We start from the raw sequence: 19095 nt of genomic DNA, 5'->3' as shown, positions 1-19095 counted from the left end.
TTTTCTTAATTCTAAATTCCCAACTCCTAATTCCTAATTCCTAATTCTATCTGTCACATTCCCCCATCACGAAGTCCAACGAACCGAGAATCACAGTGATATCGGTCATGTAGTGGCCGGGGATCAACTTCTCCAGAATACTCAGGCTGCAAAAAGATGGACCTCGGATCTTCAGACGGTAAGGCACCCCGCCCCCCTTGGAAACGATAAAGAAGCCCAAAGCACCCTTAGGGTTTTCCGCCTCAAAGTAAACCTCACCAGCAGGGATCTGTGGCCCCTCGGTCACAATCATGAAATTCTGGATCAGCTCTTCCATGCTGGTGAGCACCTTAGCTTTTTGTGGTGCAAAAATCTTCTTCGCCTCCTCTGCATAATAACTGCCTTCAGGAAACTGATCGATACATTGCCGTATAATGCTTACACTTTGGCGCACCTCCTCAGCGCGCATCATGTAGCGATCATAACAATCCCCGGTGGTGCCAACGGGCACTTCAAAATCAAATTGATCGTAACCGAGGTAAGGCTTATCTTTGCGCAAGTCGAGGTCGACACCACAGGCCCGTAAGTTCGGCCCGGTCAGTCCATAGGAGATGGCATCTTCCTTAGAAATCACCCCCACACCGACCGTACGATCCATGAAGATACGATTACGCGTGAGCAATTTATCCACTTGATCCAATACTGGTAGGACGCCCTTACAAAACTCCAGCACACGCCCTAACCAACCATCGGGAATATCACGCGCGACCCCACCAATCCGAGTGTAACTGGTGGTGAAACGTGCACCGGTCAATTCTTCGAACAGTGTGTATAATTTTTCACGCTCGGTAAAAGTATACATAAACACCGTCCATGCACCGGCATCCATCCCGTATACGCCAATGCCCAACAAGTGCGAAGACACACGCGCGAGCTCGCAACAAAGCACGCGAATCGCTTGGCAACGGTCCGGCACTTCCAGTGCCGCCAGTTTTTCAACGGCCATCGCGTAAGCCACGTTATTGGCCAAAGGTGCGAGATAATCCAATCGGTCTGTATAAGGCACAAACTGATTATAAGTCATGTTCTCAGCGATCTTCTCGTCACCACGGTGCAAGTAGCCGAGCACCGGATCGCAACTCTTAACGATGTCGCCGTCGAGCTCCATCTTCAAGCGTAGCACGCCGTGCGTGGTCGGGTGCGAGGGACCGACATTCAACGCCATGGTCTCCCCTTGCAGCGTAGGTTCTGCCTCACTGCTGCGGGCACCGAGATCGCCGATCGAAATTTCTTTTGTGGTCGTAGCCATGTCTATAGATTACTATACGGGTTTCTCCTTTTGCTCACTCCAGCTCTCATCACGAGCGCGTGGCTCCGTCTGGCTCATTGGCCCATCTCCCGAAGAAACAAAAGGCCCGCCCGCCATCGGCGCAGGCAACACCCTTGCGTGAGTCGCCTCTGCCACATCCTCGGCAGGAAACGGTGTTTCAATACCAGCCAATGGGAAATCTTTGCGCAAGGGGTGATAGGGATACTCATCCCACATCAAAATACGTCGCAAATCGGGATGTCCCTCGTAGTGGATCCCCATCAAATCATATGTCTCACGTTCATGCCAATTTGCAGCTGCGTATAAACCGCAAAGCGATGGCAAACTTGGCTGAATATCATCCGCGCAGTCGACCGCGATGCGCAGATAGGCATGCTTTGTCGTTGATAGCAGATGATAGATTCCGGTGAAACGGGGGCTTTGCGCATCCCAATCCACCGCAGTTACATCCAGCAACAGATCATAGCCCAACTCGTCCCGCAATGCGGTGCAGAGCTCGAGTAGCTGATCTGCCGGGCAATTCACCGCCAAATGATCCGCAGATTCGCGCTCTGTTAAATATTCAAAACGCTCCTTCAATTGAGCAAATTCGCTCTTGGCCATGGTTTAGCTTTCCTTTCCGGCTCCTGCCAATTCCGCTTCGGCGGGCTTGGCATTTCGGGCGGTCAAGTTTTTGACCGAACGCTCCCGGCCAATCTTGTCCTGCAATTTAATCATCGCATCCAGAAGTGCCTCCGGACGCGGGGGACAACCACTGATATAGACATCGACGGGGACGATTCGATCCACCCCCTGTAAAGTTGCATAAGAGCGATACATGCCGCCCGTGCTGGCACAAGCCCCCATCGCGACCACCCATTTTGGCTCTGCCATTTGTTCGTAAATGCGACGCACGACTTCCGCCATTTTATACGTCACAGTGCCCGCCACAATCATGCAATCCGCCTGACGAGGTGAAAAACGCATCACTTCCATGCCGAAACGAGAAATATCAAAACGCGAACCACCAGCCGCCATCAACTCGATCGCACAACAGGCGAGTCCCATCGGCATCGGCCACACCGAATGCTTCCGAATCCAATTAATCACAGCATCCGCTTGAGTGACAATGACTTCACCCTCCACTTTGCTATCGTAGGCTACGTTTGTGTTTTGCATGTTGATCTTAGGAGCTCGATTCCGACTCGCCCTCAAAGCTCAGGCAACTTAGTTTGCCCCCAAGTCCATGCAAGCAACAATTTGAATTTATAACAGGAACGAGGAACAAATTATCTGTTAAAAATGATTGGACTTGGCAAAATAAGCTTCCTACTTTAGAATTTTATAAATTAGTGGCGCACACTTTAACGTGCGCCTACCCCAACCAAAGAACTACAACATACACCAAACAACAGTTTATAATGATGAAAACTAAATCCACCCCCCGTTCAGGTTTCACCCTGATTGAGCTACTTACTGTTATCGCGATTATCGGCATTCTTGCCGCGATCCTCATACCGACTGTTGGCGCAGTTAAAAAGAAGGCCTCGATGGTGACTTCTTCGAGCAACTTACGTCAAGTGGCACTCGCCTACAGCACATTTGCATCCGGCAGCAGCCGCACACGCGTGATCTCTGCAAACACTGCGAGCGCTTACTCTGCAGCTGACAGTAGCGACTGGGCCGAAGTTCTAGCTAAATATGCAGATCTTAATGATGCACCACTCTACTTCATCAGCTCAGCGGACGACGTAGCAGCAATCACTATCCCATCGGTCATCCTTGATGGCAGTGATGCAGCCGTAGCGGACTGGACTTCTGCTTCAGCATTTATCAGCTACGAAATGGCTGTTGATATCTCCACAAACGCCCAATCATCTGTAACTCCCCTAATCTGGACAAAAGGACTAGGCACAACAGGTGAATGGGCAACGACCTCCCCTTGGGCAGGTGACGGCGGCCACATCGCCTTCGCCGATGGCCACGTTACATTTTACGATTCATTACTCGACCCAGCAGATGGCACAACTGGCCTCCTAATCCAAGGCCCCAAAGCAAGTAGCCCAGGCTCAGCAGCGAAGACAGTTGAAGCCGCACTCGGCGGAGCTCAATACGTAGTTGAGCCTAAGTAATTGATCTTAATTTAGACATTTGTTCGAACAACCCCCCAACCTCCTCAGAGGTTGGGGGTTTTTCTTTACATGGATCAGTGACTTTGACGTTGTTGAAATCGAAGAGAGCAGTTTAATCATCGCCGACTATGACCGATCCTATCTATATCTTTGGACACAAAAACCCAGACGCTGACGCCATCTGCTCGGCTCTCGCTTACGAAGCTTACAAGCATGCGATCGGCCAGACCGAATATGTAGCGGCCCGTTGCGGCAACTCCAATGCCCGCATCGATGCGATCTTGGAGCGCTTTCAGACGCCCCTTCCGCGCTTCATCGGTGATGTCACGCCCCGCGTCGGCAATATCATGCAAACGAAGGCCCGCACAGTGACCCGGCAGAGCACCTGCGCTGAAGCACTGGAACTGATCGACAAGTACGATGTGCGCGCACTCCCCGTCGTCGACGACAATGGCCAGATCGAAGGCTTCGTCTCCATTTTCCAATTAGGCGAATTTTTCATCCCCAAACCACGCGAACCACGCGCGATGCGCCGTGTGCATACCAGCGTACAGTCCATCATAGATTCGCTAAATGCCAAGGTGCTGCACGCCAGCCATCAGGATGAACTGGAGGAGCTTTTCGTCCGCATCGGCGCCATGGACATCCGCTCCTTCGGCAGCCACCATAAAGAACACGGCCTCCCCTCCGACCGCAGCATCATCATTGTAGGTGATCGCTGGGACATTCAGGAACGCTGCCTACAACTCGGCGTGCGCCTACTCGTCATTACCGGCGCGCTGGAAGTGGACGAAGATGTCGTCGCCCGCGCCAAAGAGCGCAACGTCTCTCTCATCGTCAGCCCCTACGACTCGGCAACCACTTCATGGATCATTCGCACCGCCACCCACATCGATGGACTCATCGATCCCGAGGTATGCTGCTTCAGCGCGGAAGATCGCATTTCCTCCGTAAAGCGTCGTATCGCCAACAATAACGACCCGCTCTATCTGGTCGTCAACGACACTAAGCAACTCATCGGTGTGTTCTCCAAGAGCGACATTTTGCGCCCCAGCCACACCAAGATCGCCCTGGTCGACCACAACGAATTGGGCCAGGCCGTCAATGGAGCCGGCGAAGTGCAAATCACCGAAATTTTAGACCACCACCGCCTCGGAAACATCCCAACAGAACAACCAATATTGTTTATCAATCGCCCGGTCGGCTCCACCTGCTCCATTGTAGCCGACATGTTTCGCGCGCAATCACTCACGCCCGCTCCCAACATTGCAGGCGTATTGATGGCTGGCATCATCTCCGACACCTTACTCCTGAATAGCCCCACCACCACGCCATTGGAAGGGGAACTACTGGACTGGCTATCTCCAATAGCTGGTATCGAGCCCAAGGCACTGGCCGATCTCATATTCACCGCTGGCTCCGTCGTGATCAACAGTAAGCCAGCAGAAGTCATCAGCTCCGACTGCAAGATCTACAACGAGGGCGAACTACGTTTCTCAGTATCTCAGATTGAAGAATTGGGCTTCGACAATTTCTGGAAAAATGAAGATGCCCTGGACGAAGCACTTGAGGCCTACCGAGCAAAAGAAGAGCTCTACTTCAGCTTCCTGCTAGTCACCGACATCAACTCTCAGGACTCACTACTGGTCGTCGCCGGTAATGATGAGCTAAAAGCCTCCATCAACTATCCACAGCGCGGCCAAAGCAACATCTACGAACTCTCCGGAATCGTCAGCCGCAAGAAGCAATTAATCCCCTACATTTCATCACTACTCAAAACAATGGGCGTGGTCTAAGCGTAGCACAATTGCCGCCCCCTCGCCTCGTCTACGACAACGCGGCAAGCTCCTCCACAAACGAATCCGCCCCGGCGTAATACGGCGAAAAGTCCATCTTCGGATGAAAGCGCCGAAGAGGAAATGGCGAGCTCTCCGTAAAGATCCACTGAAGACCTGCAGCCCGGCAGAGCGCATATGCGGCCGCGATGTCCCACACTTTAACACGGGAATCAATCACACCCGTCAAGTATCCGGTCGCCACATAAGCCGCGGTTAATGCCCCACTGCCGATACAACGCACACGATACTTTGCCAATAAGGGGGCCAACACTTCGAGCTCCTCAACCGGCATCGGAAAGTGCAATCCGATCATCGTCTGCGCATCAGCGACTGCCTTATTACGATCTACTTTCTTTTGGTTCCGCATGAAGCCACGCCCTGGCCCACCCTCCAGCAGATCCTTGGTGCTGTGATCGTAAATAAAGCCATAGATCGGCTCTCCATCCAACAGCAGTGCAAGCGATATCGCACAAAAGGTGCAGCCTAGGGCATAATTATTAGTTCCGTCAATCGGATCCACCACCCAAGCAAAGCGGGCTTCGAGCTCCAGCACCTCGTCCAGTGGACTGGCTTCCTCGCTGCAATAATCATCTTCTGGAAAATCGCGCCGCAGTTCCGCAAAGAGTTTTTCTGAAATCGCAAAATCTGCAAAAGTTACACGCGTATCGTCTTCTTTCCACTCTGAGGCGACATCGCCGAACTGCCGTCCAAAAAAAGCAATTTGATCACGCACAGCGACACGCGCCGCATTGATACGATGGCGTAACTGACTATCAAGTTGAGCTTTAGCTTGCCGATTCATCAATGCGTATGCCCCGCATGATCATGCGGCTCCGGAACATCAAATGCGGGAGCACTTCTAGGAGCCTCCAACATGGGCTCTACTGCGGGTTGAAAACGCTCCCAAAAGGGAACTTTCAACGCATCCTCAAGTTCACGAATACGCTCTAGAATAATTCCTTTTTGCGCATAAGGCACATTCGGAAGCTCGCGGTGCAACTCTTTGAGATAGGCATACGCTTCCGTATTCTTACCTTGCTTACGCAACAATTCAGCATAGATCCGTGCCGCATAGTAAGGCGCATCCGCCTGCTTGGAGGCAGTTAGAAACCACTCAGCCGCATTGGCATCATCTTTTAAACGATTTAAATATATTTGCCCCTTTTCCAAGTAGAGCTTGGCACGATCCGGATGAAACTCGAGCGCCTCATCCAGCAATTCAAAGGCTTGTTGTGCTTGCTCATAATCAATCGTCTGCTGCCGAACTTCGGGCACCGCATCATAGCCGCCTTCTTCCCGTATTCGCCAGTTGGGTACATCATAAGCGATCATACGGCTGCCATTGATCCAGAAAAACTCTGGGCGGGGGTCCAGTGTAGTGACCAGACGCACCATCGCATCGAGCTTCACCCGGTCACGACGCTCCCAAATGGTATTAGTCCGAATCCATAGGAAATCGGCCAAAATCGCACGAAAACCACCCAGCACGCCAACGACCAGCCCCTGCCCGAGCGCACCTTCAATCGCTTCGAGATTCATTTCTGGCTGACCTGCTTTCACCACCTTCCACGCCGGCGCTTCGATCGGCCGCGTCAATACACCGAGCAGCAACAATATCAGCAGAATCGTTAAGATCCGACTAAACCGTAATATGAGTGGATGTTGCAACACAGACATCTCTAGATCTCCCGTCGACGAAAGTTAACTTGCGCCAGCAAAATAAAAGCAAAGGTATATATCAAACCATACACAGCGAGCCGCAACACCGTAGCCAGAGGCAATGCCTGCTCCACATCGAAGACCAATTGATCTCCGATATTAAACAACTGGAAGTTAGGAAAAATCAGCCCCAGGCCCATCACCAGAAAGCGCTCCAGGCCAGCTTCCATCCCGGAATAAGCATCGCGAGCGATGTATTGCAGTTGGCAAATGATCAACACAAAAAACGACACTATGATGGTGTAGAGGTTCGTATTTGAAAAGCTCGCCACAAAAAGCGTAATAGCCGCGAGTATTCCAAATTTCACCCACTGAAGGAAACCGAATACAAACACGTCGCCATAGCGAACGAGTGGCCCGTTCAACATGACATCCTCCCCCAGACGTTCGAGCAGTGCCATTTCACGCCAATACAAGATACCGCTCAACACCAGTGTAATCACTAGAGTAAAGCTCAGCATCAGCATGTGGGCACCTAGAAACTTACCAGCCAAAAACTCCAGTTTATAGACCGGCTTCGCCAACATTGTGAGCGCAGTGCGATTCTCCATTTCATTAAAAAAGAGCTGGGTGGTCGCAGTAATCGACAAGATCGATCCAAAAAAGAATAGCGCCCCAAAGCCGAAGTCGGTAATGAACTTCAACTCTCCCGTGCCAAAATCAAACTGTTGAAAGAAGGTCGAACTAGCCACCAGTGCGATCGAAATGATCAACAGTGAATTGAAAAACTTCTGGCGAACCGCTTCGAGAAAAGTGGTGCCCGCAATCAGACGTATACGTGTGAATGAATTTAAAAGACTCATGATTTCTGACTCCCGGTTTCCTCTTGTTTGGCCACATGCTCACTCTCGCGTTGATGCACTTCCTTCAGGAAATAGGCATCCAAACTCAAGCGCGGTTTCTCGATTCGCGCAAGGCGCCCACCTTGGGCTTGAATCGTCGCTTCGACTGCAGCGCGTCCCTCAGCACTGAGCCCTTCCACCACCAGCGATTCTGCATTCTTCTCCTCGACCAAATCATCCACGCGCCCTTCACGCACCAGCTTGCCACGGTGCAGAATCGCCACGCGGTCGCACAGACCCTCAATTTGAGCCAGCAGGTGGGAAGAAAGTAAGACTGTTTTGCCGCGACGCTTGAGCTCGCGCACGATCTCAGCAATGGCGGCCGACCCCAGCGGGTCCACCCCTGCCGTCGGCTCATCCAACATGACTAGCTGGGGATCATGCACCAGTGACTGCGCCAAACCGATACGCTGCAACATGCCCTTGGAGTAAGTGCCGACCCGACGATTCGCGGCCTCACTCATTCCGACCAATTCTATCACTGAATCCACCGCATCATCAATCTTTGCTCGTGGCACCATACAGATGCGGGCATAATAGCACACCAGCTCACGTCCCGTCAGGTAACGATAGAAATAAGGCGCTTCAGGTAAAAAACCGACACTACGTCGCGCATCGACTTGTTTGCTCGGCTTTCCATAAATCTCACAACTTCCCGCCGACGCCTCCAATAAGCCGAGGATAATTTTGATTGTGGTGCTCTTGCCCGAACCGTTGGGCCCGAGCAGCCCAAAGATTTCATTATCTCCGACTTCGAGGCAAAGGTCGTCCACAGCGCGCAGCTTCACACCGCGGATGCCGACCGAGAAGTCTTTGGTTAAATTCTGAATGCGAATGGCGGGGGTATTCATTATATCTGTTATTGTTCGATGCGAAAACTTTGGCAAGCACGAGGACCGCTGTCGGTCTTAATTTCAGTCGCACGAATGTAATCCTGCAACTCCGACTCAACCTCAGTCTGGAAGGCACGCACCTCCGACTCAGCCCCTTCAGCGTATAGGTGCACGCGCCCGTCGACCAGGTTGCGCACATAACCGGTCACTTCAAAACCTTTAGCCACGTTGACTGTCTGATAACGAAAACCCACACCCTGCACATGGCCTTCAAACCAGCAATTCATTTGAAAAACATGATTATCCATAATGACTCAAACTTAACAGAATCTCACTGGTTGCAAGTGCATTAGAGCCTTGTCTCAGTGGTTTTTAAACACAAAAACAATGGTTTACACATGACAGACGCCTCCACAGATCCCTCAGCACCGACTCTCGTCGATATCATTTTACCGATTGAACAATCCGAGGATATCGCCGCGCAAAAAGCAGCCGTTGCGACAAAACTGGGCGTATCCTTGGACCAAGTGGTCGAATTACGACTGCGCAAACATTCGATCGATGCCCGCCAGCGCACGATTAAAGCACAGCTACGACTGGAAGTCGGCCTCGGTCACACCCTCCCCGCGGAACCGGAGTTACGCCCAGACTACCCAAGCCTACCACCTCATGCTAAAAATGTGATCATCGTCGGCTGCGGACCAGCGGGATTATTTGCGGCACTTCGTTGCCTGGAACTGGGCCGTAAACCCATTATTCTCGAACGCGGCAAAGACGCCTCAGCCCGCCGTTTTGATCTAGGTCCCATCCTGAAAGAGGGGCGCGTCATCGAGGACTCGAATTACTGTTTTGGTGAAGGTGGAGCAGGCACCTTTTCCGATGGCAAGCTCTACACCCGTGCGACCAAGCGCGGCCCTGTCCGCACCATTTACGAAACACTGGTCGCTCACGGCGCACCGGAACGTATCTTAATCGACGCCCATCCACACATCGGCTCGAATCTACTACCCAAGGTCGTCATGGCCATGCGTGAGTCGATCCGCAACGCGGGGGGCGAAGTTCATTTCGGCGCCAAGGTGGACTCTTTTCTAATTCATGCGCAACGCATCGCAGGGGTGTGTACCACCGATGGGCGCGAATTCCTAAGCGAGCAAGTCATCCTCGCGACGGGCCACTCAGCACGCGACATCTACCACCAGCTTCACACACAAAAAATTCGCCTGGAGCAAAAGCCCTTCGCAGTCGGCGTACGAATAGAGCACCCGCAAGCACTAATCGATAGCTTACAATATCATACTCCCCGCGGCCAAGCACGCTCCAAACAACTACCCGCGGCCAGTTATCGGCTCGCGACTAAAATCGACAACCGGGGCGTGCACTCTTTCTGCATGTGTCCCGGCGGATTTATCGTGCCGGCAGCCACGGAAAACGACGAAGTCGTCGTCAACGGCATGAGCCTCGCACGTCGCGACTCTCCTTTTGCCAACAGCGGCATGGTGGTCACTGTCGAACCGGAAGACACGGCCCCGTTTCAGGCCGAACACGGCATCCTGGCAGGCATTGCCTTCCAAAAAGCCCTCGAACAAGCAGCCAAAAAATTTGGTGGCGGCGGTCAAATCGCTCCGGGGCAACGCGTAACCGACTTCTTACAAGGCACAGACTCCGGCCAGTTGCCAGATACCAGTTATTTTCCGGGCATCACCCCTGCCCGAATTGACGAAATCCTCCCCGAATGGATCACCCGCCGCATGCGCCGTGGGCTGGACATTTTCGGGAAACAGATGCGTGGCTACATCACAGACGAGTGCAATTTAATCGGCTTCGAGACTCGCACCAGTTCTCCCGTGCGTATCCCACGTGACGAAAAGAGCCTGCAACACCCGGAGATCGCCGGACTATTCCCTTGCGGCGAAGGCGCTGGATTTGCAGGCGGCATCGTGAGCGCCGCACTCGACGGCATTCGCTGTGCAGAGGCAGCGGCTCGATGATAACTAAATGAAACTACAAATTGTCATCGTTCCGCAAAAAGCAGTAGAGGCTGGAGTGCTGCCTTTAGGCGGCAGCGCGCGCACGACTTTCACGACGCAACCGCATAAAGGCGGGACTCCAACTTTTCAAAACGACTTCGGAACATGATCGGATTCATCGAAAATTCAGGCGGTGGCAACGATACGCCGAATGTAGACAGACCCAAAGGCTACCTCGTTGACCTGATCGAAAGCATCTTTAAACAAGGTGGTTATCTACAAACAGAGATGCAACTGGACCACCGTCCCGAGCAAGCCGCGATGGCTCTTTCGGTCGCCAGCTCACTCGAATCCGACCAGCCACTACTCTTCGAGGCAGGCACCGGAGTTGGCAAAAGTCTCGCATATCTGGTGCCCGGCATCATCCACTCCATTAACAGTGAGCGCCCCTTTATCATCTCCAGCCACACAATCAGCCTACAGGAGCAAATCCGCGAAAAAGACCTCAAGATCTGCCGCAAGCTTTTTACCAAGGTGCCCGAATTACGTCGCTATGGTGCCTTTAAGACTGCTCTGATGGTAGGCAAGGGCAACTACTGCTGCAGCACCCGACTCGGAAATGCACTCAAAGATGCTCAGTCCAGCAAACAAGCGGAACTATTTAAGAACGACGAAAAGGCGGATCTCGTGCGCATTGCCACTTGGTCGGCGACCACCAAGAATGGAGTGATCCAAGAACTCTCTCCCGCGCCCTTGCCCGACGTTTGGGATGCGGTCAACGCCGACAGCTCTACCTGCTCACGCAAAAATTGCGATCCTGCCACCTGCTTCTATCAACGCGCCCGCAAGCAGCTCCTCTCCGCCAACTGTGTCATCGTCAACCACAGCCTACTCTTCTCATTGATCAATGCAGGCATGCAACCCGAGGGTGATGTGCGCGGCATTCTGCTGGCCGATGACTTTGTGGTGCTGGACGAAGCGCACCGCATCCCTGCCATCGCAACCGACCACTTCGGCACCCACGTAAGCTCCTTTGCGGTAGATCGCGCACTCAAACGCATTTATAACCAACGCACCAATCGCGGCAGCCTACGCCGTCATGGCCAGGCGTGGGATCAAGACGCGGTCACCAATGCCATCGATGCCGCCCACGAATTTTTCAGCTATCTAGGCGATACCTTTCTACTAAAAAAGCCAATTCAACGCATCCACAAACCCGACTTCTGCGATAATATACTCACCGGCCCGCTTAAAGAAGTCGCCGAACGTCTCGGTGCTCTCATTCAGAAGAGCGACGATGAACGCGCCCAGGATGAACTGCGCGACCACCGTCGTCGTATACTCAGCTATCGCGATGCCATCAATGGCTTCATTACCTTCGCCGAAGAGGATCATGTCCAGTGGCTCGAACGCGGTGGTAAAAAAGGTCAAATCATCACCCTGCGCAGTGCCCCCCTCGACGTGGCTCCCTACCTGCGAAAACATGTCTTCCAACGAGGCACCGCAGCGGTACTGACGAGTGCCACGCTCTCCGATGGCAACCACATGCATGCATTTCAAGAAACTGTCGGCGGACAAGTCGCCGAAACCGAAATCGTGTATTCCCCATTCAATTATATTAGATAATTGCCACATCTACATCGCCAACGACGCCCCACAACCCGAGCCCGGCCAAGGTCGCCTCGACCTCGATTATTTAGCCAATATGATTTGCTGGTGCGCCCGCCGCGTCGAAGGCGGCACCCTGGTGCTCTTTACCAGTCACTTCGACTTACGCCAAGTGCGGGAGCGCACGGAAGCCTTTTTTAAGAAAATTCAACGCCCCCTATTCACCCAGGGCCATCAAATGGCACGCTCAGAGATCACCAAGAAATTCGCAACAGTGGGTAATGGCGTGCTCTTTGGCACCGACAGCTTCTGGACTGGGGTCGACATCCCAGGCCCCGCGCTCTCTCAAGTCATCATTGCCCGACTCCCCTTCGAAAACCCCAGCCACCCTGTCAGTGAAGCCCGCAGCGAATACATCCGCGAGCGCGGGGGCAATCCATTCGCCGAAATGACTGTGCCCGATGCATTGGTTAAATTCCGCCAAGGTATCGGCCGACTCATTCGACGGCGCGAGGATCGAGGTAATATTGTGATTCTCGACTCACGAATTTTGACAAAACCATACGGAGCGCGTTTCTTAGAAGCACTGCCCGTGCAGAACTACCAACGCTTCAATCGCGAAAATCGAGATTCTGTATTCGCATAATATTCTTCAATTCGCCATATCACCTTCAATGCAAGTAATCTCCCACGGTATATCCGACCAAGGCAAAGTCCGCCACGCAAACGAAGATTCTCTCTTCCTTGACGACGCACATCAGTTTTATGCGGTCGCCGATGGCTTGGGCGGCCTGCCAGGAGGTGCTGAAACTAGCCAGCGCATAGTTCAGCTACTCGCACAAACAATGAAACGAGTCGACTCCGAAGAGGAGCGCGTCGATCTGACGGATCTGATTATAGGCATCAATCAAATCGTAGCCCAAGAAGGCTTCGAGGCACACCCATTTACAGGCAGCGGCAGCACCTTGACAATCGGCCAAATCGTTGGAGATCAACTACTCATCGGGCATGTAGGCGACTCGGCCGCGTATCTACTCCGTGGCGAAGATCTGGAAAAACTCACCACCGACCACACCATGGAGCAGGAATTGATCGACCGCCAGGGCGAATCCGCTCGCGCCATCATGCCGCCCGAATATTGCCACACTCTCACCCGCTGCGTGGGACAAGGCGAAGCCTTGAAAGTCGATCAAAGACGAATCACCGTCGAACCCGGCGACCGACTGCTACTCTGCACCGACGGGCTGAATAAAGTACTCTCCGCTGAAGCGATCAAAGAAGAGCTCGCCCGCAAACAAAGCCCCAAGCAAGCCTGTCAACAACTCGCCCAAATGGCCAATGACAATGAAGGCCCCGACAACATTACTGTCATTGTTGTCCACATTTCATAAACTTAGATTGATGAAAAAATCAGAAATTTTCCTACCAAAAGTTCTGGCCAAGCCCGAAAACATGCTCTTCCGCTTCAGCTTGGGGCAAGCACTCTACGAGGAGGGCGACACTCTGGACGCCATTCCGCACCTAAAAAAATGCGCCGATTCACGCGATGACTGGATGCTCCCTCGCATATTATTAGGCAAAGCAATGCTGCAAAATAATCAGCCGCTTGAAGCCAAATCGATCTTGGAAACTGCACTGCAGCTCGCCGTTGCACAACACCACGACGAGCCCGCTGCGGAACTACGCAGCATTCTGGCCGACCTCTAAATGTATGAAGCGCCACATTCCTATACTCGTTTGCGGCATCCTCCCTTTAGTGGGACTTTATAAACTATCCGCCAATATCGACTGGCAATTCATCCTCGGCTACTGGCTGTTCATCTCAGTGACCACCTTTGTCAGCTACTGGCAAGACAAACGCAGAGCACAGAAAGGCCTCTGGCGCATCCCAGAAAAAAGTCTACATAGCTTCGAGCTGCTCGGTGGCTGGCCAGCGGCCTATCTCGCGCAGCAACTCTTTCGCCATAAGACCAGCAAACGCAGCTTCCGTATCGCCTTCTGGTGCATCGTCGGATTTTACCAATTCCTAGCATTGGAATGGATCACCGATTGGCGCGTAAGCCGTTGGCTCATCTCCTTAGTATAGGCGATATGCCCTGCTCTGCTCTGGCAAGGACCTCCTCATACCAAGAAATAATGAAGCTAATTCTGGACATAAGTGAAAATAACGACTAAATGAGCATTTACCCCCACACAATAGTCAGATTCACCCAACTAACTTTGAATGCTTCAGGAAAAAAACACAAACAAGACCCCAGCGGACAGGATTCAATCCCCGCAGCGGTCCAATATGACTGAGAGCACTGGCGAGCACTCAATCAGCATCGAGCTGGAGACTTTACTAAAAAGCACGCCCTTTCCGATGTGGGTCGCCGCTCCTAATGGTCAGGTCACCCGCATAAATAAGCCGATGCGAAAGGCTTTAAACTTAGCCGATGGCGAAAATATCGAGCATTACAATGTGTTGGAAGATGAAGACCTCGAGCGAGCTGGTTTTCTACCCAAAGTTAAGTCCGTTTTCGAGCAACACACGTCGATTCGCTTTGGCACCCCATGGAGTCCAAGCAGAACTCCGGTAGGCACCGATCAACCGGAAATATTAACCATTTACATCGACGTCGTCATGTTCCCCATCCTGGACCTAGCGGGCACACTGCAATGTGTCGTTTGCCAATGGACGGAGACAGCCGATCAGGCCCTGACCCAACAACGCACCGAACGACTCAGCCACCTGCTCAAAGAAATTTGCACCATCAATAAGCTGATCGCCCGTGAAAATGATCTGAACTCACTCATCACCCAATGTTGCGACCTACTGATTCAAAACTATCAATGCAAGCGGGCATGGTGTGCCCTCAAAGGTGCATCCGAAGAAGTTGCTTTCTTTTATGAGGCAGCCGCCAATGGACTCCCCCTTCATGTGAGCGAGCGAGTCTCCCAGCATGAGATGCCCGCATGCTACCAAATGATCGCACAAAGCACTCAAGACCTAGTCAAATACTCGCCTGGCGAACCCGCCCCCGCATGCTGCTTATTCCCCAACGACTGCGACAACTTACTACGCATCACGGTCAAATTATCCAATCACAATAAGGATTATGGCATATTCGCCATCGCCACCCCCACAAGCGCACTGTCCGAAACGGAAGAAATCTCATTTGTCGAAGAAATCTGCAACGATCTGAGCCAAGCCATACATCGTATCGAACTACAAGATCAGCAAAAAAACGCCTACCTTGAAATGGAACGGGCCAAAGTACTCGCAGAGAGCGCCAATAAGGCAAAAAGCGAATTTTTGGCAGTCATGAGCCACGAAATGCGCACCCCATTGAACCCGATAATGGGATATACCGCGATGCTCCTGGAAGACTCCCAAGGTGAAAACGCTGAAATGCTCCAAACCATACTCAGCGAGAGCGAGAGAATGTTAACCCTCGTCAACCAAGTATTAGAGTATTCACGTCTCAACCGTGGTCATATTAAACCGAAAAAGTCACCGACCCGATTACTCGAAACCTGCCAGGATCGACTAAATCAAGCTCAACTCAACGCTCCGCACCTCCAATTACACTTCCAGAATGGTGACGCACATTTACAGCCCATAAACGAAGACCTACGCGTGCAGACCGACGCTCATATGCTCAAGAGCTTGATCAACATACTATTGGAAAACGCCTGTAAATATACGCAAGAAGGCACAGTCCAGCTCACGATTGGCCAAAAAACACAGGCAAACGACGAATATCAATTCATCATCCAAGACACGGGAATCGGGATCGATGAAGCCCTGCTCCAGAAACTCTTCAAACCATTCTCCCAAGTCGACGCATCCTATAAACGCAACTACCCAGGGATCGGCCTTGGGCTGGCAACCTGCCATAAGCTTGTCAATATCATGGGTGGCCGGATCGATGCCACCAGCCGCGAAGGCGAAGGCAGCTGCTTTACCGTCACCCTCCCCTTACAACCCATCGCAGAAGCAAAAGTCGAAAACAGATTCCAAGAGCTAGATCGCGGTCTAAACATTCTGGTCGTCGAAGATGAGTTTACAAATGCCCAACTGATGGAACGCACACTCTCTTTATTCGGCTGCCAGTCAACGATCGCAGCCAATGGGCAAATTGCGGTCCAACTCGCACAGGAAAATAAGTATGATCTCATACTCATGGACCTGAGCATGCCCTTACTTGACGGTTTCGACGCGACCAAAGAAATAAAATCAACCCCGACCAACCGTCAAACACCCGTCATTGCGCTCACCGCAAATGTGGAAAGTTCCACCGAACAACGCTGCTTAGACTACGGCATGTCTGATTTTATCACAAAGCCGATCAACCTCCAATTATTCCGCGAAAAGATCGCGCGCTACATCGCTTAGAGGCCCGCCTAAGCAAGCTCGCTGCAAAAAACAGCTGTTTTCTTGCCTTGCAGTCTGGCGAAGGAGGCCTAATCTCCGCCTCTTTTTTGGAATTTCACGGCGTGCACTGAGTCTGCCGATGCCCTTCTAAACCACACACAAACAAACTCTTAACACACATACGATACGATCATGACCGACCTATCAAAATACAGAAATATTGGTATCTTCGCCCACGTGGATGCTGGTAAAACAACGACAACCGAGCGTATTTTGAAGCTCACTGGTAAAATCCACAAGTTGGGTGAGGTGCACGATGGTGCCGCGACAACCGACTTCATGGAGCAAGAGCAAGAGCGTGGTATCACGATTCAGTCGGCCGCCACCACTTGCTTCTGGCCCGGTTCCGAGCAGCAATGGGATGCCCACCGCTTCAATATTATTGATACACCTGGTCACGTGGACTTCACGGTCGAAGTTTACCGCTCGCTCAAAGTGCTCGACGGTGGTATCGGTGTGTTCTGTGGTTCCGGCGGTGTGGAACCTCAGTCCGAAACCAACTGGCGCTACGCCAATGATTCCGAAGTCGCTCGTCTGATCTACGTCAACAAACTCGACCGTATCGGAGCTGATTTTTACAAGGTCGTCGAACAAGTCAAAAACATCCTCGGCGCCAACCCGCTCGTCATGGTACTGCCAATCGGCACCGAGAGCAACCTCAAGGGTGTCGTTGACCTTCTCACACGCACTGCATGGGTATGGGATGACAGCGGTGATCCAATGGCTTACGAGAAAAAGGAAGTGCCTGCGGACATGGTCGACAAGGTCGAAGAATACCGTGCGATGCTGATCGAAACAGCCGTCGAGCAAGACGACGAGGCCATGGAAGCCTATCTCGAAGGTAACGAGCCTGACTTGGCGACTATCAAAAAGTGCATCCGCAAGGGCACCATCAACCTCGACTTCTTCCCCACTTACTGTGGTTCTTCCTTCAAGAACAAGGGTGTGCAAAACGTGCTCGACGGTGTTGTCGACTACCTGCCTTCTCCAACTGAAGTTAAGCCACAGCCTGAAGTGAATGCTGAAGGTGAAGAAACAGGCGAATTTGCCATCGTTGATGTCGACAAGCCACTCCGCGCACTTGCGTTCAAGATCATGGACGACAAATACGGCGCCCTGACTTTCACACGCATCTACTCCGGTAAGATCACAAAGGGCACTAGCGTGCTCAACACCTTCACTGGTAAAACAGAGCGTATCGGCCGTATCATTGAGATGCACGCCGACGAGCGTAACGAAGTGGAATCTGCACAAGCGGGTGACATCGTCGCCCTACTCGGCATGAAGTCGGTGCAAACAGGTCACACACTGTGCGACCCAGCACACCCGGCCACACTTGAGCCTATGGTGTTCCCTGAGCCCGTTATCTCCATCGCAATTAAGCCGAAGGACCAAGGTAACGCGGAAAAGATGGGCACAGCGATCGGTAAGATGGTTGCGGAAGACCCCACATTCATCGTTGAAACCGACGAAGATTCTGGCGAAACCATCCTCAAGGGTATGGGTGAGCTTCACCTCGACATTAAGGTCGACATCCTCAAGCGCACTTACGGTGTCGAAGCCATCATCGGTAAGCCACAAGTTGCTTACCGTGAAGGTATCACTAAGACCGTTTCCGATTCCTACACCCACAAGAAGCAATCCGGTGGTTCAGGTCAGTACGCGAAGATCGACTACACTCTCGAGCCGCTCGAGCCAGGTTCTGGCTTCGAATTCGAATCCAAGGTTGTCGGTGGTAACGTGCCTCGTGAATTTTGGCCAGCAGTTGAAAAGGGCTTCAAAGCATCCACCGAAAAGGGTGTGCTTGCTGGCTACCCTTGCTTGGACTTCAAGGTCACACTTGACGACGGTGGTTTCCACGCAGTCGACTCCTCGGCAGTTGCTTTCGAAATCGCTGCTAAGGCGGCATACCGTCAAACCATGCCAAAGGCTGGCGCCGAGATCCTCGAGCCTATCATGAAACTCGACGTTTTCTGCACAGACGACAAGATGGGTGACGTGATCGGCGACTTAAACCGCCGCCGTGGTATGATCAAGACTCAGGAGCCCACCAGCAATGGCGGTATCCGCATCAAGGCAGACGCTCCACTATCTGAAATGTTCGGTTACATCGGCGCACTTCGCACCATGACTTCCGGCCGTGGTCAGTTCTCGATGGAATTCTCGCACTACGCATCCACACCACGTAACGTGGCCGATCAAGTGATCAAGGAAGCTCAAGAGCGCGAAGCAGCGAAAAAGAAATAAAGCTTTCGAGCACTGTTGCTCTATCAGCCGATAGAGATCAATATTTTACAAGGACCCCACTCCAACGAGTGGGGTCCTTTTTTGTATAGCTTAAGCTGCAACTCCCAATGAAGACACTCAGGTCACATAACCAGGATTTGATTTTCTTTTTTCAGTAATTGTATTCGCAGCAATTCTTATTAATGATTAAAATTCTAAATAAAG

At 52.2% G+C, this 19095-nt stretch carries 19 protein-coding genes; 11 read left to right on the top strand and 8 right to left on the bottom strand.

The window, feature by feature from the left end; genetic code table 11:
* Positions 1-46: 46 nt before the first annotated feature.
* Genes nuoD through nuoB form a run of 3 tightly spaced genes read right to left on the bottom strand, consistent with a single transcriptional unit; the run spans position 47 to position 2467 of the window.
* Entirely contained in the window at positions 47-1288 is a 1242-nt protein-coding gene (gene nuoD / locus SH580_RS18030) for an NADH dehydrogenase (quinone) subunit D (RefSeq protein ID WP_319832213.1), read from the bottom strand.
* A 12-nt stretch (positions 1289-1300) separates the two neighbouring features.
* Positions 1301-1912 (bottom strand): NADH-quinone oxidoreductase subunit C, encoded by a 612-nt coding sequence (locus tag SH580_RS18025; RefSeq protein WP_319832212.1) that lies wholly within the window; start codon positions 1910-1912, stop codon positions 1301-1303.
* A gap of 3 nt (positions 1913-1915) precedes the next feature.
* Entirely contained in the window at positions 1916-2467 is a 552-nt protein-coding gene (gene nuoB, locus SH580_RS18020; RefSeq protein ID WP_308949392.1) for an NADH-quinone oxidoreductase subunit NuoB, read from the bottom strand.
* Positions 2468-2709: 242 nt separating this feature from the next.
* Here nuoB and SH580_RS18015 point away from each other — a divergent pair, with 242 nt between their 5' ends.
* Together SH580_RS18015 and SH580_RS18010 are read left to right on the top strand one after the other, a co-directional pair.
* Positions 2710-3420, top strand: a complete 711-nt coding sequence (locus SH580_RS18015) for a prepilin-type N-terminal cleavage/methylation domain-containing protein (protein ID WP_319832211.1) — start codon at positions 2710-2712, stop codon at positions 3418-3420.
* 128 nt (positions 3421-3548) lie between these two features.
* Positions 3549-5216, top strand: a complete 1668-nt coding sequence (locus SH580_RS18010) for a putative manganese-dependent inorganic diphosphatase (RefSeq protein WP_319832210.1) — start codon at positions 3549-3551, stop codon at positions 5214-5216.
* Positions 5217-5247: 31 nt separating this feature from the next.
* Here SH580_RS18010 and SH580_RS18005 read toward each other — a convergent pair whose 3' ends face one another.
* The 5 genes from SH580_RS18005 to SH580_RS17985 are packed head-to-tail and all read right to left on the bottom strand — an operon-like array spanning position 5248 to position 8960.
* Entirely contained in the window at positions 5248-6060 is an 813-nt protein-coding gene (locus SH580_RS18005; RefSeq protein WP_319832209.1) for an inositol monophosphatase family protein, read from the bottom strand.
* A complete protein-coding gene (locus SH580_RS18000; RefSeq protein ID WP_319832208.1) occupies positions 6060-6935 on the bottom strand; it encodes a tetratricopeptide repeat protein in 876 nt (291 codons plus the stop codon). The genes SH580_RS18005 and SH580_RS18000 overlap by 1 nt, the downstream gene beginning before the upstream one ends.
* Positions 6936-6937: 2 nt before the next feature.
* A complete protein-coding gene (locus SH580_RS17995) occupies positions 6938-7780 on the bottom strand; it encodes an ABC transporter permease (protein ID WP_319832207.1) in 843 nt (280 codons plus the stop codon).
* Positions 7777-8670, bottom strand: coding sequence for an ABC transporter ATP-binding protein (locus SH580_RS17990; RefSeq protein ID WP_319832206.1), 894 nt, complete (start codon positions 8668-8670; stop codon positions 7777-7779). The genes SH580_RS17995 and SH580_RS17990 overlap by 4 nt, the downstream gene beginning before the upstream one ends.
* Positions 8671-8678: 8 nt before the next feature.
* Complete coding sequence (locus tag SH580_RS17985) at positions 8679-8960, bottom strand: acylphosphatase (protein ID WP_319832205.1); 282 nt, start codon at positions 8958-8960, stop codon at positions 8679-8681.
* A gap of 90 nt (positions 8961-9050) precedes the next feature.
* On the opposite strand from SH580_RS17985, the gene SH580_RS17980 reads away from it, so the two are divergent.
* From SH580_RS17980 to fusA, 9 genes are all read left to right on the top strand, one after another.
* On the top strand, positions 9051-10640 hold the full coding sequence (locus SH580_RS17980) for an NAD(P)/FAD-dependent oxidoreductase (RefSeq protein ID WP_319832204.1): 1590 nt from the start codon (positions 9051-9053) through the stop codon (positions 10638-10640).
* Between the two features lie 7 nt (positions 10641-10647).
* A complete protein-coding gene (locus SH580_RS17975) occupies positions 10648-10788 on the top strand; it encodes a hypothetical protein (protein WP_319832203.1) in 141 nt (46 codons plus the stop codon).
* Positions 10785-12245, top strand: a complete 1461-nt coding sequence (locus SH580_RS17970; RefSeq protein WP_319832202.1) for an ATP-dependent DNA helicase — start codon at positions 10785-10787, stop codon at positions 12243-12245. The genes SH580_RS17975 and SH580_RS17970 overlap by 4 nt, the downstream gene beginning before the upstream one ends.
* Complete coding sequence (locus tag SH580_RS17965) at positions 12169-12873, top strand: ATP-dependent DNA helicase (protein WP_319832201.1); 705 nt, start codon at positions 12169-12171, stop codon at positions 12871-12873. The genes SH580_RS17970 and SH580_RS17965 overlap by 77 nt, the downstream gene beginning before the upstream one ends.
* Before the next feature lie 28 nt (positions 12874-12901).
* Complete coding sequence (locus SH580_RS17960; RefSeq protein WP_319832200.1) at positions 12902-13618, top strand: PP2C family protein-serine/threonine phosphatase; 717 nt, start codon at positions 12902-12904, stop codon at positions 13616-13618.
* A 10-nt stretch (positions 13619-13628) separates the two neighbouring features.
* Positions 13629-13934 carry a tetratricopeptide repeat protein gene (locus SH580_RS17955; protein WP_319832199.1) on the top strand — a complete coding sequence of 102 codons (306 nt, stop codon included), beginning with the start codon at positions 13629-13631 and terminating at the stop codon, positions 13932-13934.
* A gap of 4 nt (positions 13935-13938) precedes the next feature.
* Positions 13939-14313, top strand: coding sequence for a DUF1294 domain-containing protein (locus tag SH580_RS17950; protein WP_319832198.1), 375 nt, complete (start codon positions 13939-13941; stop codon positions 14311-14313).
* A 204-nt stretch (positions 14314-14517) separates the two neighbouring features.
* Positions 14518-16605, top strand: coding sequence for a hybrid sensor histidine kinase/response regulator (locus SH580_RS17945; RefSeq protein ID WP_319832197.1), 2088 nt, complete (start codon positions 14518-14520; stop codon positions 16603-16605).
* Positions 16606-16776: 171 nt separating this feature from the next.
* Positions 16777-18891, top strand: a complete 2115-nt coding sequence (fusA, locus tag SH580_RS17940; RefSeq protein ID WP_319832196.1) for an elongation factor G — start codon at positions 16777-16779, stop codon at positions 18889-18891.
* Positions 18892-19095 lie beyond the last annotated feature (204 nt).

The sequence above is a fragment of the Coraliomargarita algicola genome (genome assembly GCF_033878955.1).
Lineage (GTDB): Bacteria > Verrucomicrobiota > Verrucomicrobiia > Opitutales > Coraliomargaritaceae > Thalassobacterium > Thalassobacterium algicola.
The sequence above is the reverse complement of the archived record's forward strand: the minus strand, read 5'-3'. Positions and strand labels throughout refer to the sequence as shown.